The sequence below is a fragment of the Ralstonia mojiangensis genome (assembly GCF_023955645.1).
Taxonomy (GTDB): domain Bacteria; phylum Pseudomonadota; class Gammaproteobacteria; order Burkholderiales; family Burkholderiaceae; genus Ralstonia; species Ralstonia mojiangensis.
This window is the reverse complement of sequence record NZ_JAMXHU010000004.1, coordinates 580075-593922: the sequence shown is the minus strand read 5'-3', so window position 1 is coordinate 593922 and position 13848 is coordinate 580075. Positions and strand designations below refer to the sequence as shown.

14 protein-coding genes are annotated in these 13848 nt (G+C 64.3%); 10 read left to right on the top strand and 4 right to left on the bottom strand.

Features of this window, described 5'->3' with window-relative positions:
• The first annotated feature begins 15 nt into the window (after window positions 1-15).
• Entirely contained in the window at window positions 16-1497 is a 1482-nt protein-coding gene (locus tag NG898_RS19325; protein WP_252693945.1) for a DegQ family serine endoprotease, read from the top strand.
• Window positions 1498-1621: 124 nt separating this feature from the next.
• On the opposite strand, the gene NG898_RS19320 is transcribed toward NG898_RS19325, so the two are convergent.
• Window positions 1622-2200, bottom strand: coding sequence for a chorismate mutase (locus NG898_RS19320; protein WP_252693944.1), 579 nt, complete (start codon window positions 2198-2200; stop codon window positions 1622-1624).
• A 208-nt stretch (window positions 2201-2408) separates the two neighbouring features.
• Between NG898_RS19320 and NG898_RS19315 the strand changes: the two genes are divergently transcribed.
• The 8 genes from NG898_RS19315 to NG898_RS19280 all read left to right on the top strand — a co-directional run bounded on the left by NG898_RS19315 (window position 2409) and on the right by NG898_RS19280 (window position 8378).
• Window positions 2409-2759 carry a hypothetical protein gene (locus NG898_RS19315; RefSeq protein ID WP_092970943.1) on the top strand — a complete coding sequence of 117 codons (351 nt, stop codon included), beginning with the start codon at window positions 2409-2411 and terminating at the stop codon, window positions 2757-2759.
• 74 nt (window positions 2760-2833) lie between these two features.
• Window positions 2834-3160 (top strand): hypothetical protein, encoded by a 327-nt coding sequence (locus NG898_RS19310; RefSeq protein ID WP_252693943.1) that lies wholly within the window; start codon window positions 2834-2836, stop codon window positions 3158-3160.
• A gap of 189 nt (window positions 3161-3349) precedes the next feature.
• On the top strand, window positions 3350-4522 hold the full coding sequence (locus NG898_RS19305; RefSeq protein ID WP_252693942.1) for a GGDEF domain-containing protein: 1173 nt from the start codon (window positions 3350-3352) through the stop codon (window positions 4520-4522).
• Window positions 4523-4592: 70 nt separating this feature from the next.
• On the top strand, window positions 4593-5153 hold the full coding sequence (locus tag NG898_RS19300) for a dihydrofolate reductase family protein (protein WP_252693941.1): 561 nt from the start codon (window positions 4593-4595) through the stop codon (window positions 5151-5153).
• A 186-nt stretch (window positions 5154-5339) separates the two neighbouring features.
• Window positions 5340-6953 carry an alpha,alpha-trehalase TreA gene (treA, locus tag NG898_RS19295; RefSeq protein WP_252693940.1) on the top strand — a complete coding sequence of 538 codons (1614 nt, stop codon included), beginning with the start codon at window positions 5340-5342 and terminating at the stop codon, window positions 6951-6953.
• 35 nt (window positions 6954-6988) lie between these two features.
• Window positions 6989-7252 carry a DUF2164 domain-containing protein gene (locus NG898_RS19290; protein ID WP_252693939.1) on the top strand — a complete coding sequence of 88 codons (264 nt, stop codon included), beginning with the start codon at window positions 6989-6991 and terminating at the stop codon, window positions 7250-7252.
• Window positions 7253-7296: 44 nt separating this feature from the next.
• Complete coding sequence (locus NG898_RS19285; protein ID WP_252693938.1) at window positions 7297-7668, top strand: 2OG-Fe(II) oxygenase family protein; 372 nt, start codon at window positions 7297-7299, stop codon at window positions 7666-7668.
• A gap of 17 nt (window positions 7669-7685) precedes the next feature.
• Window positions 7686-8378: a Crp/Fnr family transcriptional regulator gene (locus NG898_RS19280; protein WP_252693937.1), complete on the top strand. Its 693-nt coding sequence runs from the start codon at window positions 7686-7688 to the stop codon at window positions 8376-8378.
• Here the strand turns inward: NG898_RS19280 and NG898_RS19275 are convergent.
• On the bottom strand, window positions 8375-9388 hold the full coding sequence (locus NG898_RS19275) for a 2-dehydropantoate 2-reductase (protein WP_252693936.1): 1014 nt from the start codon (window positions 9386-9388) through the stop codon (window positions 8375-8377). The two genes, NG898_RS19280 and NG898_RS19275, sit on opposite strands and share 4 nt — an antisense overlap.
• A gap of 27 nt (window positions 9389-9415) precedes the next feature.
• Window positions 9416-11068 carry an alkaline phosphatase D family protein gene (locus NG898_RS19270; RefSeq protein ID WP_252693935.1) on the bottom strand — a complete coding sequence of 551 codons (1653 nt, stop codon included), beginning with the start codon at window positions 11066-11068 and terminating at the stop codon, window positions 9416-9418.
• Window positions 11069-11300: 232 nt separating this feature from the next.
• Here NG898_RS19270 and NG898_RS19265 point away from each other — a divergent pair, with 232 nt between their 5' ends.
• The gene (locus NG898_RS19265) at window positions 11301-11753 is read left to right on the top strand and encodes a carboxymuconolactone decarboxylase family protein (RefSeq protein WP_252693934.1); all 453 of its coding nucleotides are present in this window, start codon (window positions 11301-11303) and stop codon (window positions 11751-11753) included.
• Between the two features lie 90 nt (window positions 11754-11843).
• On the opposite strand, the gene NG898_RS19260 is transcribed toward NG898_RS19265, so the two are convergent.
• Entirely contained in the window at window positions 11844-13262 is a 1419-nt protein-coding gene (locus NG898_RS19260; protein WP_252693933.1) for a discoidin domain-containing protein, read from the bottom strand.
• Window positions 13263-13848: the final 586 nt, after the last annotated feature.

The window sequence follows — 13848 nt, the reverse complement described above, 5'->3', positions numbered from 1 at the left end:
AGAGAGGACACGACAATGACGCGTCAAACCCTGGCACGCAGTGCGGCTGGCCTGGCCGCAGTGGTCGCCGTTGCAGGCGGCTATGCCTATCTGCAGAAAGACATGATTTCGCGTGCGGTGGCGGCGCCCGTGGCTACCGCGACGGCAACAACGGCGCCGGCTCCCGGTGCTGCACCGGTGGCTGTGGCGGCGCCGATGGACTTCTCCGGCATCGTCGATCGCTACGGCCCGGCGGTGGTCAACATCAGCACTACCGCGCACGCGCAGCGCACGAGCATGCAGGGCTTGCCGCCCGGCATGAGCCCGGATGATCCGTTCTCCGAATTCTTCAAGCGCTTCATGCCGCAGATGCCGCAGCAGCGCGGCGACCAGATCGTGCGCGGTCTGGGCTCGGGTTTCATCGTGTCGGCCGATGGGCTGATCCTGACCAACGCCCACGTGGTGGATGGCGCGCAGGAGGTCAACGTCAAGCTGACCGATCGCCGCGAGTTCAAGGCCAAGGTGCTCGGCGTCGACAAGCAATCCGACGTGGCAGTGCTGCGCATCTCGGCCAAGAACCTGCCGGTGGTGCAGATCGGCAGCCCCGCCAACACCAAGGTGGGAGAGCCTGTGCTGGCCATTGGTTCGCCGTACGGTTTCGAGAACACCGTCACGGCGGGTATCGTGAGCGCCAAGTCGCGCTCGCTGCCGGACGATACCTATGTGCCGTTCATCCAGACCGATGTGGCCGTGAACCCGGGCAACTCCGGTGGCCCGCTGTTCAACCAGCGCGGCCAGGTGATTGGCATCAATTCGCAGATCTACAGCCAGACCGGTGGCTACCAGGGCTTGTCGTTTGCCGTGCCGATTGATGTGGCGATGAAGGTGGAGCAGCAGCTTGTATCTACCGGCAAGGTCACGCGCGGCCGGCTTGGCATTGCGGTGCAGGAGGTCGACCAGTCGCTGGCCGATTCCTTCAAGCTGCCCAAGCCCGAAGGCGCATTGGTCAACTCGGTGGAAGACGGCGGCCCCGCAGCGAAGGCCGGCCTGCAACCGGGCGACGTGATTCTGCAGATTGGCGATGCGCGCATCGACCGGTCGGGCGATCTGCCCGAGCAGGTGGCCGACATCAAGCCGGGCTCCACCGTGCCGCTGCAGATCATTCGCCAGGGCAAGCCGACTACGCTGACTGTGACCGTTGGCGCAGCGAAGGATGCGAAGGTGGCGTCCAGTGAAAAGGCGGCGCCGGACCAAGGCCGCCTGGGCCTGGCGGTGCGACCGCTGCAACCGGAAGAGAAGCGCCAGAACGGTTTGCCCGGCGGCCTCGTGGTGATGGACGTCACAGGCCCGGCGGCCAAAGTCGGCATTCAGCCGGGCGATGTGATCCTGTCGCTCAACGGCACGCCGGTGTCATCGGTGCAGGAGTTACGCACGCTGGCGGACCGCGCCGGCAAGCATGTCGCCTTGCTGGTGCAGCGTGACGATACGAAGATTTTTGTGCCTGTGGATCTGGGCTGATATTTATCTCCGGCGCTGCCGCGCTGAAGACATTGCATCTGCTCAGACAGCCGGTCCGCTCGGGCCGGCTTTTCTTTTTTTGTTTGCGCCCGCTACATACTTGCCGGCGCTAATTTTTATTGGATCAGCGGGTGGTGCAGAGCCGTGCCGTTGCGCGGTCCAGTGCAATGCGATGCAAGCTGTCGAGCGATTTCTCCTGCGCCACACGGCCGATTTCGTTCGCCACCTGCATCGGGCAATCCGCGTGGCCGCGTGCCGATGCCGCATCGCGCAAGGCTTGCAGGATGGATTTCTGCAGTCCGTCTAGCTTGGGCCGGATCACATCCGGCAGGCTCTGCCGCTGCGCGGTGGGCGCAGCACCGGCCCGTCGCCAGTCGTTCAGCAGGGCGTACTGCACTTCCTTGTTCGCCTCGATCTGGTCTGTGAAGACATCGCTCACGTCCGGGGCCGCCAAGCCGTAAGCGGGCGCTTGCGCCGAAGCATTGGCGATGACCTTCGCCTCGCGCGCCGGGTCGTAGACCGACTGGCCGCTGTCCCATTTGCTCAGCGCAACCTGGTCGGCGGTGACCAGGCGGTCGGCCAGATGGCGGAGCAGCGGGGCGAAGGCGCCTTCCTGGGCGTGAGCCTGGGTGGCGAAGCTTGCCGCCAACAGCAGGGCGCAGGCGATTCGGGGTGTCATCAACGTGTTAAAGGCGTTCTTCATGCTAGGTACCGGTCGATTGCCGCGTGTCATGAGACTGGGAGCGGCCATCATACCGAAGCGTCTACTGTCTGGCGCGTGCAACGTTGTTCCGATGCGCGCCGTTAGGGCGTTTGCACGTGCCGTCTGCCATAAACCCAGGTATCATGCGGCCTACGCGCCGTTTTTGTCTGCAAAGCCTGCGGCGGCGCGGCTAGCTGAGCATACGACGATGGATTTTTACCCCGATCTGGAAGGTTTGCCGCTGTTCGCCAAACCCGCTTTCGGCTGGGAGGAACCACTGTCGGCATCACCAGCCGAAACTCCCCCCACCAAACCCCGCCGCTTACGCCGATGGCGCGGCCCGATCACGCATTGGGAACGCGGCTATCGCTCCCACTACTACCGTGACAAGCGCGGCAAGAAGCTCGGTGAAATCCACCTGAGCCCGCGCGGTCAGGCTCCACTGCTCTACCGCTGGCTGGCCGGTACGCTCTCAGGCATCGAAGGGTCGCTCACGCATGCCCGCATGCGGGTGGAAGAGGCCATCGGGTTTGGGGTGCGGCAGATGGCGCTGTTCTGAGGCAGTCGCCCGACGCATCGCCGGGCACGGCCGATGCGTCAACTTTGGGTTCACCACGACGAGGAGAACCCCCCATGCCGACCATCGTCCGCATCTTCACAGACCATGCCGCTGCTGAGGCGGCCCGCCAAGCCGTGTTGAATACCGGCCTCACGCTGGAGCGCGTCGCGCTGTCACATCAAGGTGACGAGGCGGGTGCCGTGTGCGGCAACTTTCTTTGCGGCGACCACGAGCCCGGCGGCGAAAACGCCGAGACCTACGAGCGCAAATTCCAGAACGTCGTGATCGGCGGGCGCTTTCTGCTGACCATTGAGGCCGAGCCTGCACAGGTGGACGCCGCCGAAGCCGCGTTGCAGGCCACCGGCGGACACGCCGTAGACGATCTCGGACCCAAACCCTGACCTAGCGCGGCGCTTCCTGGATGCAAGGCTGCCATCACCATAGAAGCGGCCAGCTGCAGTTGAATTGCGGCGTTCGATCCAGGGTGGAGTCTGGCTGGGATAAGGCGCGCCGTGCCCCTCCACCCGGTGATGTCCGCAACGCGCCACTTTTCGTAGAATCCCCGCCACACAAGATTTGCGGGAGTGCTCATGCTGGATCCAGGCGTCGCCATTGCCACGTCGGCGCTGATGAGCTTTGTGCTCCTGGGGCTGCTGGGTTCGTTGCTGCGCGCCGGCAAGCCTGGCATTGCAGAGTGGTTTGGTGCCAATCTGGCCGTGGTGCTAGCGCTGCCGTTGATCCTGCTGCGTGGGAAGATCCCCGACAGCCTTTCGGTTGTTGTGGCGAACGTCCTGCTGGCGCTCGGTGGTGCTGCGTACTACGCGGGCTGCGCACGGTTTCTCGGACGGCGCCCGCAGTGGCCCATCCTGCTGGCTGGCGTGACAGCGGTGGGAGTGGCAGTCATCTACTGGCGCTACGCCGTCGACAGCATCCCCATGCGGGTGTTTTCGACCACGCTGTTTTCAGCCGCCTTCTGCACGGCACTGGTGTGGATGCTGTTGCGCCATTCGCCCGCCGGTCGACCGACCTATCCGTACCGGGTAACGGCCGTCATTGCTTTCGTGTTCGGCGTCTGTCAGCTCGTACGCGGCATCTATTTCCTGACACTGGGCGCGGCGTCCAGCCCGAGCATGTTTGCCACCGCCGGTAGCGTGCTGCTGCTCGTGGTGGCGGCGGCCATCATGCCCATCCTGTCGATGTCGGCCATGTTGATGGTGCATGACGCACTGCTGGCGGACGCGTGCGATGCCGCCAATCGTGATTTCCTGACTGGCGCGCTGTCGCGCCAGGGTTTCGAGGTGCTGGCACGCCGCCATGTCGGCCGTGTGCAGCGGCACGCCAAGCCGCTGGCATTGCTGATTCTCGATCTGGACCACTTCAAGCGCATCAACGATACCCTCGGCCATGCCGCTGGCGATGCCGTGTTGCGCGCGTTTGTGCAGATGGCGCAAGCGCAGTTACGGCCGACCGACGTGCTTGGGCGCATCGGTGGCGAAGAGTTCGCGCTGCTGCTGCCCGACACAGACAGCGGCAATGCCATGCATCTCGCAGAACGCTTGCGCAAGGCAGCTGCCGCGCAAGTTGTCATGGCCGGTGCGCAACCCTGCCGCTACAGCGTCAGCGGTGGCGTGGCGGCATGGCAACCCGGTGAATCGTTCGACCGGCTGAGCGCACGCGCAGACCGCGCGCTTTACGACGCCAAGCATCAGGGGCGCAACCGGATTTGCGCTGCCGATGCCGGCAACGCCGTTCCGGTGGCATAGCGCCGCCCGCAAGGCAACGGCAATCCGTGCGGCGTAGCATTTCGCTCCTAAATTTCAACGGGAGCCCGCCATGTCGAAGACGCAGTATTACGCCGCTGCCACCCTGGACGGCTTCATCGCCACGACGGATCACTCGCTCGATTGGCTGATGCAGTTTGGCTCACTGGAAGGCACGAGCTACGACGGCTTCATTCGCGACGTCGGCGCGCTGGCGATGGGTGCGTCCACCTACGAATGGCTACTTCGCGAACTGGCCAAACCGGGCCCAGAGGGGCAAGCGCAGCCATGGCCTTACGTGCAGCCTGCGTGGGTCTTCACATCGCGCACGCCGCCGGCAGTGCAAGGCGCAGACGTCCGCTTCGTGCGTGGTGATGTGGCGCCCGTGCACCGCGACATGCTCGCCGCGGCCGCCGGACGCAATCTCTGGATCGTTGGTGGCGGTGAACTCGCCGGCAAGTTTCTCGATGCAGGGCTGCTTGACGAACTGATCGTGCAGGTGATGCCTGTCACGCTGGGCACCGGGCTGCCCCTGTTGCCACGCCGCATCGTCCAGCCCGCGCTTAAGCTCACTTCCGCCGTGCCCTACAAGAACACCTTCGTGGAGATGCGCTACGAGGTTGTGCGCGGGTAGCGCCGGGCCGGATGACCGAGCCAAGCATCGCCGCGCATCAGCAAGTTGCTTGCCCGCAGAGCCCAATACGGCGCCATTTCTTGCGCTTCGGTACGCCGCCGTTTTGCGCAAAACCTGTCGATTTGACAACGCTGTCGCCGTCTCCTTTTCTGGACTGGCTTTCCGTCCACCAGGCAGGAGATGACGATGCATCGACAGGCTCACTTTTTGATCCGGCGCCGTGCGGCGAACGTTGCCGCATGGCTGGCGTTCGGTTTGGCGGCGTCGTCCGCATTGGCCGATGTGGGCGTGGGTGCCGCGCTGCCGCCGTCGCCCGACAAGCTTTACGGCGACTTGTTCGCGGCCGTGCAGTCCGCGCAGGTGTATCCGGATCAGAAGACGTTTGTCGATGCCGTGCCGAAAGCTGCACCGGCTGTCATTCTGCAGGCGTACCAGGCACAGAAGAACGTGCCGGGTTTCTCGCTCAAGGCGTTTGTCGATCAGTACTTCACGCCGCCGGTGGAGACGCCCGTGACACCGCCCGCGGGGCAGTCCTTGCGCGCGCACATCGACTGGCTGTGGCCAGCGCTCACGCGCACAACGACCACCGCGCCCGACAACAGCTCGCTCATCCCGCTGCCCAAGCCTTACGTGGTGCCCGGCGGCCGCTTCCGCGAAGGCTATTACTGGGATACCTACTTCACCATGCTCGGCCTGCAGGAAGCAGGCCGTGAAGATCTGGTCGACAACATGCTCGACAACTTCGCCTATGCCATTGATCAGTTCGGCCACATCCCGAACGGCAATCGCACGTATTACCTCAGCCGCTCGCAGCCGCCGTTCTTTGCGCTGATGGTCGAGCTGGCCACGCAGCAGGAGGGTGATGCGGCGCTCAAGCGCTACCTGCCGCAACTGCGCAAGGAATATGCGTACTGGATGCGCGGCGCCTCGACTACGCCCGCTGGGCAGGCGAGCAGCAACGTCGTCGTCATGCGCGACGGTGCTGTCCTCAACCGCTATTGGGACGACCAGGACACCCCGCGCCCCGAGTCCTATCTGCAAGACGTGACCACCGCGCAGCAAACTCCCGCACGCCCCGCCAACGAAGTCTGGCGCGACCTGCGTGCGGCGGCAGAAAGCGGCTGGGATTTCAGCTCACGCTGGTTTGGCGACAACGCCACGCTGGGCACCATTCGCACCACGTCGATCGTGCCGGTGGATTTGAACAGCCTGATGTTCCAGCTGGAGAAGACCATCGCGCGCGGTTGCACAGCGGCGCGCGATTTTGCGTGCACGGTCGAATATTCCGTGCGCGCCGGAAAACGTGCCGTCGCTATCGAGCGCTATCTATGGCACCCCGCCGGCTACTACGCCGATTACGATTGGCAGCTCGGCCGCATTCGCGACAACAAGTCTGCCGCGATGACGTATCCGCTGTTTGTGGGTGCCGCACGGCCGGACCGCGCGTGGAAGACATTGCAGTGGACGCAGCAGGCGCTGCTGCAGGTGGGTGGGCTGTCCGCCACCACCTTCAAGACTGGCCAGCAATGGGATGCCCCCAACGGCTGGGCGCCGCTGCAATGGATCGCACTGCGCGGTGCGCAGCGGTACGGCTGGCAGCCGCTCGCCCAGGCGATCGGCGAGCGCTTTCTTGGCAGCGTCGAGCAGCTCTATGCCAGCCAGCAGAAGCTGGTCGAGAAATACATCGTCGACGGAACGGGCACGGGCGGCGGCGGAGGTGAGTATCCATTGCAGGACGGCTTCGGATGGACCAACGGTGTCACGCTCAAGCTGCTGGATGCGTATGGCCGCGGGCAGTAAGCTGGCGGTTTCATCCGCCACCACGAGCGCCTCGCATGCCCATCGAACTTGACCGCGACGTCCGCGAAGAAGCGGTTCAATCCATCCAGCGCTACTTCACCGAGCACATGGAAGAGCGCATCGGCAACATCCAGGCCGGTGCGCTCCTGAGTTTCTTTCTGGAAGAGATCGGCCCGGTGGTCTACAACCTCGCCGTGCAGGAGGCGCAGGAACGTCTGCACACTCGCGTGGCCGAGCTGGACTACGAGTGCCACCAGGAGCCCTTCGGATACTGGAAGAAATTCGACAACCGTCGATAGTTCCCCGCTACCATGCCCGGATTCCATCGGGCAGCTTCGCTTCCATGTCTTCCTTGCGCGCATTCTTCAGCACCGCCTTTCGCTGGCAGCGCGGCCGCCAGGGCACCGGCTACGACAAGATGCTGCTGGCCACCGCGCCGTGGCCCATCCCGTTCGACAGCTACCTGATCCGCTATCCGGACGGCTCGGAAATTCCACCGCATACCGACCCCGTCACCAACGGCCGGCACTATCGACTGAACATCGTGCTGAAGTCGCCGCGGGAGGGCGGCGAGTTCGTCTGCGCCAGCCCGATCTTCCAGACGCGGCGTATCAAGCTGTTCCGTCCCGATGCGTGCGAGCACAGCGTGACGCGCGTGGTGGGTGGTAGCCGATATGTGCTGTCGGTTGGGTGGGTGTTAGGGCGGCGCGCTTGATGGCCGGAAACAGAATCGTGACGCACGCATTTGCCGCCAACCCCTGGTTCCAGAGCCTGCCGCCGCACGCGGCCGATGCGCTGCTCGAAGCCGCGGTGCCCCTGCACATCGCGGCCGGTACATTTCTCTTTCGCCAGGGCGATCCGATGGACGCCGGTTCGCACGCGTTCTTTGGCGTGGCCAGCGGCGCGCTCAAGCTCTCCATCTTCAATGCTGACGGAGATGAGGCGATCCTCACGTTGGTGGAGCCAGGCAACTGGTTTGGCGGGGTGTCGACGCTCGATCAGCAACCACGCGGCCACTGCGCAATCGCGCTGGAAGATTCGGCCGTGCTGGCCGTGAGCGTGGCACGCTTTGAAGCTTTGATGCGCGATGCCGCATTTGCCGGAGCGATTGCGCGGCTGGTGGCGACGCGCTTGCGGCTGGCGTATGGCTCGCTGGCGAGTGCGGCGCTGCACGGTACGCGGGCGCGCGTGGCGCGGCGTATCGCTTCACTCGCGCACGGCGATGTGTCGCAATCGGCAGAGGGGCGCGCAAGCATCTCCACCTCACAAGACGCGCTGGCGATGATGCTGGGCATCAGCCGGCAGACGCTCAGCAAGGAGCTGCAGGCGCTGGTCAAATTCGGCGCGATCCGCCTGCGCTATGGCCACATCGAGATTCAGGACATGGCGTTGTTGCTGGACGCGAGCGAGGCCGGCGCCGACTAACCCGCAGCCCGCAAGGCCGCCAGCAGATCAATGCCCGACCAGCTCGGGCGCGAGGCGTCAGATTCGGCGGCATGGACCATCGCACACAGTTTCGCGTTCACGGGGGCGCGTTGCCCCAGGCGCTCGGCCAGGCGCACAACTTCACCGTTGATCCAGTCGACTTCGGTCGTGCGCCCCGCAGCCAGATCGTCGGACATGGACGAACGCGCGAGCGGATCGATGGCGAGCATCTTGCCGCCCAGCCGCGCAAATACCGCATCAGGCGTGGCGAGCAGGCGTGGAATCCAGGCGGGCGGTATGGGCGTCAGCTTGGCGGGTTGGATGCCCGCACGCGACAGCAGCCGCAGTGCCTCCATTTGCGCCAGCGCGAGGCAGCGCCGATACGCACGCTGCGACAACTCTTCCTTCAGCGGCCGGTTGGCCAGTGCATTGATGGCGTTGTTCAGGTTGAGCAGCAGCTTGGCCCATTGCACGGCCGCCATGTCGGTCCGTTCCGTGAGCGGCAGACCCGCGCGGAGAAAGTCACCCAGAAACGGCTGCAGCATGGGTGACGCTGCCACTTCCAGCTCGCCGCCCGTGCCTTGATGGAAAGCGCCGGGGCCAGGCTGCATCACATTGAAGGGCACCATGCCCGCCAGCACGGTGTGCTGCGGCAGAGTGGCCCGCAGCACGTCGGCATTGCCAAGACCGTTCTGGAAGCTGATGACAACGACACCCGTGCGCATCACGGCCTGCAGCTCATCTGCCACGGACTGCGTGGCAGCAGATTTGACCGTGACGAGCACGAGATCGGCATCGGCGGCAGCGCCGGGGTCGGTCACGTAGCGCACCTCAGCCGACGGTATCTGCCAGCAGCTGGTGCGGTAGTCCGTCAAGGTGAGACCGTGCTCGCGCAACTCGTTGCCGATGCGTGCGCGGCCGACCAGCGTGACGTCGGCGCCGGCCGCCAGCAGGCGGCCTCCCAGATAGCAGCCGATCGAGCCTGCCCCCACGATGCAGATCTTCGCCATGTGTCTCCTTGTTGTTGCGCTGGCACCTCAAGCCAGGCGCGGCACCTCGTACACCAGCGCCGGCTGCAGTGTATCGATGGCTTCCACCGGCTCGGGCGGGCGCCACATGAACAGCGAGAAGGTCATCTTCTCGGGCGTCACGTCGATGATGGTAAAGCCGTTCTTCTCGGTCGGGCGCAGCGCCTCCTGCATGGCGACGGACAGGGCAGGCGTGGTCTCGATGCTGCGGAATGCCGACGGGAAGGCGAGGTCGCCAGTGCCAAGCGTGCCGGTCATGACCGTATGCACCGGATGCGCGAACGCCAGATCGCCCGAGCGCGACATTGAGCCGGCCGCCGATGCATGGAAGTCGCCCTGCACGATCACGGCCGCGCGCTGTTTCTGCTCGGCCAACGCCGCTACCAGGCGCTGGTGCTGCGCGTGCCAGCCGGCCTGCCAACCGGGCTTGGGCTGGTTGGCCACGAGGCGGCCGGTCTTCCTGTCTAGCCGATCCGGATACCAGTCGCCCAGCTTGCCCGACGAATACGCAAACGGCAGCGACGGCACGTGGAAGAAATGCGCGGTGTCTTCAGCGCGCGTACGTGCCACGAGCCAGTCTTCCACCCATTGCGGCACCACGCGTGCATGGATGCCCTTGTTGTCGAGAAAGCGCCGACAGTCGTACAGCACGGCTTCAAGCAATGCGCCGTAGCGCAGCGTGCCGAAGGCGCTGTTGCTGTCGATGGGCATGCCGGCCTTGTCACCGCCGGGCAGCCACACGGGGCGGTTCGCGTCGGGCAGGAACTCGGGGTAATAGCGATGTTGCGTGAGCTCTGCACCCACCAGGCCGTATGGCTCCGGCGGCAGGGTGGCCACCTTGTCGTCAAACTCGTCGTTCTCGAACGTGTCGTGATCGTCGGTCAGGAAATACGCGGGCGTGGAGCGCAGCGTGGTGCCGTACAGCCCGCTGATCTGGTAGTCGCACACGCGCGTGAAGATGGCTTCGTTCTTCGGGTGCGACATCGGCACAGACGTGTCGAGCGCGCCGCCAAACTTTGCCCACATCAGTTCGCGCACCTGCCGTGCGAAGGGTTTGTTCTGCGAGGTCTGCAGATCCCAGTAGATGTGGTCGCCGTTGGCGATAACGGTGTCGGGCGCAAACGACATGCCGCGTGCGAGCAGGCGGCGGCGGGCGGTCATGTCCAGCCATGCGGTCTTGCCGGCCACTGGCGGCCCGTCATAACCGCCGGCGCAGGTGTAGGCCAGGATGCGCAGCCGTGCGGGCGTGGCGTCGGGCGCGGGGAATGTACGCAGCGGCCACGCGTCGGCCAGCGGCTTGCCGCTCGCATCGACAATGCGCAGCGTGTATTGCGTGGCGGGCTGCAGGTCACGCGCATCAAAGCGCCAGAAGCGGCCGGCGGCATCGGTTCGTTCCCCCGCGACGCGCTTGCCGTTGACCATCAGCCAAGGTGCCCGTGCAAGCGGTGCCTGGAACGATGCCTTGATGAGAAGGCGGTTGTGGCTCGCTGCCGGAATCAGGTGCGCGAGCTGGCCAGCATGCCAGTTGGCGTCGCCGGCATGCGCGCCTTCGGGCAGGCTCAGGCCCAGCGCGCCAAGCCCAGCGGCGGCGGTACCTAGCGTCAGGAAATCGCGCCGGCTCATGCCGTGCGCGGGGGTATGCGGCGATTTATGGGAGGGCATCGTCCATCCTCTGGCGTGGTGCGGAGACGCCATCGTGCCGAGCCGTGTGCAGGCTGAATGTTCAGCTTTTGACAATTTAGGGGTAGGCCCCAATACGGCCGACGCGGCGCACCAGCGTCCCAAACGTGTACCGGGGTATACCGGGCCGATGATGGCTGCTATGCGCGGCAAGCGGTGTCCGCGATGGGCGGGTGCTGCCTAACATGGCCCCGGTTTTCAACGGAGCCCATCGATGAACGAACGCATTTCCTTTGGAGAGTTGCCCTCCGGCATGGTCGAGGCCTTGCTGGCTGTGGAGTCGTACGTCAACCACTGCGGGTTCGAGATGCGCCTGCTCGAACTGCTGCGCTACCGCATCTCGCAGCTCAACGGCTGCGCGTATTGTCTGGACCGTCACTACAAAGAGGGCATACACGCGGGCGAGAGCGCCATGCGCCTGTACTCCCTGCCCGTGTGGGAAGAGACCCCGTTCTACACCGAGCGTGAACGTGCCGCACTGCGCTGGGCCGACGCGGTGACGCTGCTGGCCGACAACGCCATCGGCGATGACCTCGTCAACGAAATGCTGCGCCACTTCAACAAGCAGGAGCTGGCCAACCTCACGCTGGCCGTTGCGCAGATGAACACCTGGAACCGCATCGCCAAGCCGTTCGCCTTCATGCCCGGCGAGTTCCAGGCAGGCTGACGCGCCGCACGCAGCAATGAGAAACGCCCCGATGGCCGAAGCCACCGGGGCGTTTGTCATGTCAGGCGATGCTGATACCGGAGCGGCCGCTTAGTAGCCCCACACCTGCATTTCATCCAGCGAGTAACCCCACTGCGTGGCGCGCTGCGTGCCGTACATGCGCACATAGCGGCCGCTGCCCTTGAGGTTGGCCAGCGATGTGTGGCCCCATGAAGCACCGCTCGAAGTCGAGTAGATGTTCGTCCACGTCACGCCGTCATTCGAGGTCTGGATGTAGTAGACCTTCGCGCCTGCGTCCCAGTACAGGTCGACGCCGGTGATGGTGCGGGTCGAGCCCAGATCCACCATCAGCCACTGCGCGCCGGCGACGCCTTCCACCGAATCCCAGCGCGTGCTGGTGGTGTTGCCGTCAAATGCGTAGGCTGGGCCGAGGCTGGCGCTGTAGCTGGAGGACGCGCTGGCCGGCTTGCCCTGCGAGAGCAGCGTGACGGACTGTGCAGCAGCCGTCGGCGTGCCTGCGTAGTAGTTCGAGCCAAGCTTCGCCTTGGTCGTGTCCGAGTTCACACCAAACTGCGACAGGCTCCAGCGCTGGCCGGTGCTCGCATCGCCCAGGTAGAGCTGATAGCCGCCGGCGCTCGTCGACGAGAAAAACACGTAGTTCGTGTTGTTCACGGGCGACGGGTCGGAGTTGTTGCTGTTGCAGTCGTTGAGCGTGAGCTGGTTGGGCGTGTCGCTCGGGTTGACCTTGGTGTAGATCTGGTCAGCCTGGCTGGTGGCGTCGTGCCAGCGGGCATAGAAGACGGTGCCGTCGGCGCGCACGATCGGGTAGTACGTTGCCAGGCCCGACGGCGTGTCGAACGCCACTTTGGTCGTGCTTCCCACGGTCTGCTTGTACAGACCCATGCCCGAGCCGGTGCCCGTGGTGTAGTAGACGGCCGTGCCGTCCGGGGTGGCAAACGGCATCGAATTTTCCAGCGTCGGTGCCGTGCGCGTCAGGTTCACAGTCGAGGTGAAGACGGGGCCCGAGCTGGTGTACGACAGCGCGGCCTGCATGACATCGCCGTTCTGCTTGAAGAACAGCGATTTGCCGTCGGTGCTGAACTTCGGGTCTTCATTGCGCGTCTGGCCGGTGCTGTTGGTCAGGTTGATCGGCATGCTGGTCGAACCGACTTGCCAGAAGAACACATTCCACGCGTTGTTGGTGATGCCCATGAAGGCGATCCACTTACCGTCGGGGCTGAACACCGCATTCATCGGGTCCTGGATGCCCCAGGCCGCCTTCGACACCTGCTGCAGCGTGCGTGCCGAAAAGTCGTAGATGAAGATCTGGCTGGTGCCGTCGCCGTAGCTGACGTAGCTGTGATACGCGAGCTTGCCGGTCAAGCTGGCGGGGAACGTCGTGTTGGACTGCGTGGGCGGATTGGCAACGCAATTGGCCTGCACGCCGGTGGAGAACAGACTGAGCGTAGCGCTGGCAACGAGGCCAAGAGAAATCAGAGTGGAACGCATGAAACGGGACTTCCTATGCAAATGGGTCAGTGGGGCGGGGGCAGCCGCCGCATTAAGTCCGCGTCACTTTTTTGAATTTGGGCAAAGCTCCGCCAATTCCGGAGCATCCGGATTTGAAAAAGCGCCACAAACCGGGGGAGTGACGAGGATGAAGACGCGCCAAAAAAACCCTGTTGCTTCGTACCGTCGTGTTTCTTGTCGGGGTCTCGACTACATCGAGAGGGCGAGTCGCGGACCAGACTGTAAGGCTTTCGCTGACACTGCGAAACCCCAATAAGAAAGCCGTTCTTGCCCTAATTCTCTGCCGTGGTAGTGAATCGTCACATGTGCGTGTAAATCTGACACGTCAATTTTTTCCGACGTTGATCAAACTGCACGTGAAACGTCATTATTGTTATTTTTACTGCGACGTTTTGTCGCGTCACCGAGGTGCAATCCTTGCTGTTTGTCGCACCTCTGCATCACCGCAATGTGGCGCCAGCGCACGCTTTGCGGCGTTGTCGGCACCGCAATCCGGCTATGCGCATGAAGATGCACCCGCGGCAGCGGAGGCAAGCGATGACGGAAGCCCCCAATACGAATTCCG

Excerpts from the sequence above, each read along its gene's own strand:
- NG898_RS19325 (WP_252693945.1), top strand. The coding sequence starts at position 16 with ATGACGCGTCAAACCCTGGCACGCAGTGCGGCTGGCCTGGCCGCAGTG.
- NG898_RS19320 (WP_252693944.1), bottom strand. The coding sequence starts at position 2,200 with ATGAAGAACGCCTTTAACACGTTGATGACACCCCGAATCGCCTGCGCC.
- NG898_RS19315 (WP_092970943.1), top strand. The coding sequence starts at position 2,409 with ATGGATTTTTACCCCGATCTGGAAGGTTTGCCGCTGTTCGCCAAACCC.
- NG898_RS19310 (WP_252693943.1), top strand. The coding sequence starts at position 2,834 with ATGCCGACCATCGTCCGCATCTTCACAGACCATGCCGCTGCTGAGGCG.
- NG898_RS19305 (WP_252693942.1), top strand. The coding sequence starts at position 3,350 with ATGCTGGATCCAGGCGTCGCCATTGCCACGTCGGCGCTGATGAGCTTT.
- NG898_RS19300 (WP_252693941.1), top strand. The coding sequence starts at position 4,593 with ATGTCGAAGACGCAGTATTACGCCGCTGCCACCCTGGACGGCTTCATC.
- treA (WP_252693940.1), top strand. The coding sequence starts at position 5,340 with ATGCATCGACAGGCTCACTTTTTGATCCGGCGCCGTGCGGCGAACGTT.
- NG898_RS19290 (WP_252693939.1), top strand. The coding sequence starts at position 6,989 with ATGCCCATCGAACTTGACCGCGACGTCCGCGAAGAAGCGGTTCAATCC.
- NG898_RS19285 (WP_252693938.1), top strand. The coding sequence starts at position 7,297 with ATGTCTTCCTTGCGCGCATTCTTCAGCACCGCCTTTCGCTGGCAGCGC.
- NG898_RS19275 (WP_252693936.1), bottom strand. The coding sequence starts at position 9,388 with ATGGCGAAGATCTGCATCGTGGGGGCAGGCTCGATCGGCTGCTATCTG.
- NG898_RS19270 (WP_252693935.1), bottom strand. The coding sequence starts at position 11,068 with ATGCCCTCCCATAAATCGCCGCATACCCCCGCGCACGGCATGAGCCGG.
- NG898_RS19265 (WP_252693934.1), top strand. The coding sequence starts at position 11,301 with ATGAACGAACGCATTTCCTTTGGAGAGTTGCCCTCCGGCATGGTCGAG.
- NG898_RS19260 (WP_252693933.1), bottom strand. The coding sequence starts at position 13,262 with ATGCGTTCCACTCTGATTTCTCTTGGCCTCGTTGCCAGCGCTACGCTC.